The organism is Okeania hirsuta, assembly GCF_003838195.1.
Taxonomy (GTDB): domain Bacteria; phylum Cyanobacteriota; class Cyanobacteriia; order Cyanobacteriales; family Microcoleaceae; genus Okeania; species Okeania hirsuta.
Window position 1 is genome coordinate 1 of record NZ_RCBY01000389.1, and the last position, 4,495, is coordinate 4,495.

Here is a 4,495-nt window from a genome sequence, read left to right on the forward strand (position 1 = left end):
TTCTTTAAACTGATAACCATTGTACTTTTCGATAATTTGGTCAGCTTGTTCATCATTTTTGACTGTTACAAAGCCAAAACCACGGCACTTACCAGTTTTACGATCTGTGATCAATTTAGTGCTCACACTATCACCTTCTTCGGCAAAAACTTCTTGCAGTTCTTGACGTTCCATTACTTCTTTAGGTAGATTACCTATATACAAACGAATTGACATACCAATTTCCTCCAGACTTTGACTTGCTTAATGACAATAAAACAAAAACTTTGTTGACTGAGATTGACTGAACACAAACAAAAGAAGAGGGCGCTCAAAAAAAAACTGCTCCTAACTCTGAAGTGCGAAAAACCTGAGACAAATATTACTATTTACCGTTCTACTCAACTTACCCAAACTTACCCAAAAGGGTTTTAGAGCTAGCTTCCTGCTTTGCTGACGCAATGCTGCGCGAACATTGAATACCACTGACCGCAGTCTGTAACTTATCTTCGAGAGCAGGCTTAAAATCGGCGGGAACTCCACCTACTAAAATCTATTAATCTACTATGAAAACTTTGCTACTTGATATATTCCGGACATTCACTTAAGGTTAATGGATTTCTCAATCACCTTTTTACAAGCTACCTATTCTTAAGAGTTTTGTACAGGGTTTCAAGCCTTAATCTAAATTAAATTAGCTTGATTTTTGCTTTTGTGTACGCTAGCAGACAATCAGTTTTTTGTCAAGATTTATTGAGATTTGTCCAAATTTATCCAAATTGTTTAACTTCAGTAGTTAGCCCTTAATAAAAAGTGAAATGATCTCCCATTTTTTAATTTGGTTAACTTTAGCAGATAATGTGATTTTATCAGGTTGTTTTTAAACTTTTTAGTCACCACTCAGTCAACAAGGCTATAGGTCTTGCTAAATTACTTCTTTTTGATATTGATTTGCTAAACGCTTATAACCCTAAATTATAAATATAACTTTAAAGCCTGCTAAATTCAAGCAACTCAATTACTACATAGTACATTATAGTAAATTTATTTTTAGTATACTCCCTACTATTGAAGACCAACTCTTAACCATAATATTTACCTTATTTTCCAAGCAAACCGGAAATGTTCATATTAGATATTTGATTTTTTAACAGACAACATTATATCTAACTAGTATAAACTTATCACAATCCTAAGTCAATAATCTACATATTTTTTGAAAAATTTGGCTACCAATATTTTCTTACCAAAAAATTCGGTTTAAAGCCCTATCCTAAAAGAAAAGCTCTATATTATCATCAAGAATGGCTTGAATTTTCTGAGTGTTTCATTAATATTAAAATTAGGATTGACATACCAAAATCCAAAGTCTTAGACTAAAGATACATCAAGATTTATTGATCGTGACAATCAAGAAAAACATACTTGACATATTTTATATAGGAGTTGTCTGTTCAAGATAAGATTCACTAGCGCTAATGCTAAAAAGCTAGAGAAAAAATGACGTTATATTGTCATGGCAATTATGAGAATAGAACTCAAGCTAAGGAAAAGGCAAGTTAAATTAGAATAATCACACATAATACCGCAAGTATGCAAAGTCAAGAAAAATCAAACAGCTAAACTATTAAGGAATGTCCACTTATAAGATCGCGAAGGTTCTTAATTAAAAAAAAAGCAGCCGCAATAACTAGCTGGCAGAAATTACTGTGTTGGGAGATTGACACTTACCATGCAAGAATTTTAACTGACAATGAATTTTAGAACTTTGCTGCTGATTAACTAAACCATTATATATATACTACTAAAACTATACTTACTATTAAATTAGGATAAGTTTATACATTTCAATAGACGTAATATCTCTACAAACTAATACAAGCCTACATCCTGAAGTTACTTTAGTTAAGCAAATTTAAATTTATAGCTAAATTTAACATTGTTTGTTTAATAGTGCAACCTTTCTTTACATAATCTGATAATTAAAATCTGCCTATATATATCATATAAACTCCCCATATAGAAAAAATACAAGCTACAATAGTTGACCAGACTGGATGGCCATTATTAAGAGATTTACCAGAATCGCCTTTTAAGTTATGGATATCTATCCAAGGAATAGCCCCTCGCCTCCACCAACCAGTAACAGTTATAGACTTACCAACAAGATCTCCATGATTCGTGATCGTAGGCCATAAGTTACCAATAGGACCTAATTGAGAAGAATAATGTAACTTTATCAGTCCTTCTGTTGTTTGTAGAATCAAATTTTGTCCCAACAAATTACTTATACCACTCTTACCGAGAAGTTGGCCTTTGAGCTGAATTGGTTGACTATCTAATGGCAAAGTTTCTGGATCGGTTAGCAATTCTAGCAAATTAGGATTTTGCAGGATTTTAGCTGGTTTAATATCGGGAAAAAAGTGATTAATCCTAATCAAAATACCAATACTAAAACCTATGGCTAAAGAGCCAACTAAAATCGAAATATCTCCCCATAACCAATCAAGTCTCCAAAGACCAACAGCAGAAGAAATTCCACCTATTAACCAAAATAAGCCAGTAAAAAGTACACCTATTAACATTCCGAAAAAAGGCGCTCCCTGAAGTAAAAGTTTCTGTAAATTAAAACTTGGTGTAGTTAAATATTTCTCTTGTTGATTCCTACTTAACTGATTTTTTTCAATGGCATTAGCATTAATATTTTCTAAATTCAGCTCAGTCTCTAGCTGCCAAAAATTAGCATATAAAGATAATATTTTTAACCGCTCGCCAAGCAAAGGATGGCTATCATTAATTGCCAACCAATGACGATATGGGTTAGTAATATCCCAGTTGAAAATTGATGCAAAATTATTATGGGAACAAATGCTACCAACAGTAATAGCTTGACTTATTCCTACTGGCATTAATAGTTCAAAACTTTCTAATAAATTTCTAATTTTGCCTTGATTTTGTATATCATTAGCCATTCCAATTGTAATTTTAAGAATAGCTCGTGTCAGACCATTAGGATTTCCTGTTAAGTTACAAGCTAGGCGATCGCTATAATAGACTCTTCGACGAGATAACCATAAAATCGGCAATTTTAGCAACCAATATAAGCCATAACTAGGAGTAGAAATTATTGCAGCTAATACTCTAAAACCGGATACTAAAATAGGTAAACAAGATTTGATGAATTCTGGTAAAAAATCAGGTAATCCGCGCTCAACAAAATCTAATACCCAATCTGCCCAAAAAGTTAATTGCCAATAAATAGTGTAAGGAATTTGAAGCATCAAAGTAGCTATAGACATTAACAAAAAATCTCCATTTTTAACATGACTAATTTCCCTGGCATAAATAGTGGCAATTTCATCTTCTGCTAATTTATCTAACAATCCCTGACTAACAACTATTCTGAAAAAACGAGGCAACCATCCATAACTGAATGCTATAGGAACATCTATTGGTAAAATCTTTAATTTAATTTTTTGTATTTTTCGTTTTTGACAAAAGCTACGGAGTAGTTTATTGGCTTCTTTACTGTAATTAATTAAAGTTGTTGTTGGTAAATTTTGGAGACCATAACCAAGAGTTAATAATCCATCAATTAACCAGGGAGAAAAGACAAATAATACTGTCAGAAAAATTATAAAATTTCGAGTCGGGTCTCGGTAAAAAATTTGAATTGGTTGGAAATAAGGCAGCCAAACTAGGAAATCATTAGTAATATCTAAAGTCAATTTTAATATAGTCAGACTTAGCCAATATAGACTAGCACCCACAAGTATTTTTTCTAGCCAAAAAAGAGTTAAGTTAGGAGATTTAAGTTGACGACCTCCTTTTGCTCTTCCAGCTTGACGCCATATTATTTTTGGTGAGGGTTTGTCTGTCTCTGTAGCAATATCTGTTGATTTTTTATGGGGTTGATTTGAGGGTTTTGAATTGGAGTTATTAATTTCAGTTGATAAAGGTTGTGTTTGATTTTTTTCTGTATCTATATCATTTTGATTTGACTGATTATGTTTGACAATATCTGAGGGTTGACTAGAATTTTTTACAGAGTTATTTATGTTCGATAAATTAATATTTTTTTGAGATGGTTTTTGATTATTTTTTGCCGAGGCATTTTGCTCTGAAGTGGGATAAAATGGAACAAATCCTGTTTTAATATTTTGTTGTTTTGGGGGAGGTAATGGTGGAGGTTTAGGAGCAGGAATAGTTGATTTTTTAGGATTGTTTGGTGGATATTGCTTTAATAATTCTTTGAGATGACGATGAGCAAAAGCTTGAATTTCATCATTAGAGATTTTTGTTAAATTACGGCATAGGGTAATGGCTTTATCTATTTGTTTAGTTCGTTCATAAGCTACTATTAAACCCATTTTTGCTTTTAACTTTTGCTTCAGGGTTTCTTGTTGAGAAATTATTTCTAGATGAGCGATCGCCTGTGGATAATTTTTTTGTTTAAGAGCGAGTAAGCCAACTTTTAGGGATGGTTTTTCTGGCACAGAATCACCTGTAACATAGG

General features: G+C 32.4%; 2 protein-coding genes. Both read right to left on the reverse strand.

The features are described from left to right. Positions 1-216 (reverse strand): RNA recognition motif domain-containing protein (locus D5R40_RS30650; RefSeq protein ID WP_240041689.1); only part of this gene is annotated, 216 nt, incomplete at its 3' end. Positions 217-1,961: 1,745 nt separating this feature from the next. After that, positions 1,962-4,495: M48 family metalloprotease (locus D5R40_RS30655; protein ID WP_153183524.1), on the reverse strand; the 2,534-nt coding region annotated here is incomplete at its 5' end.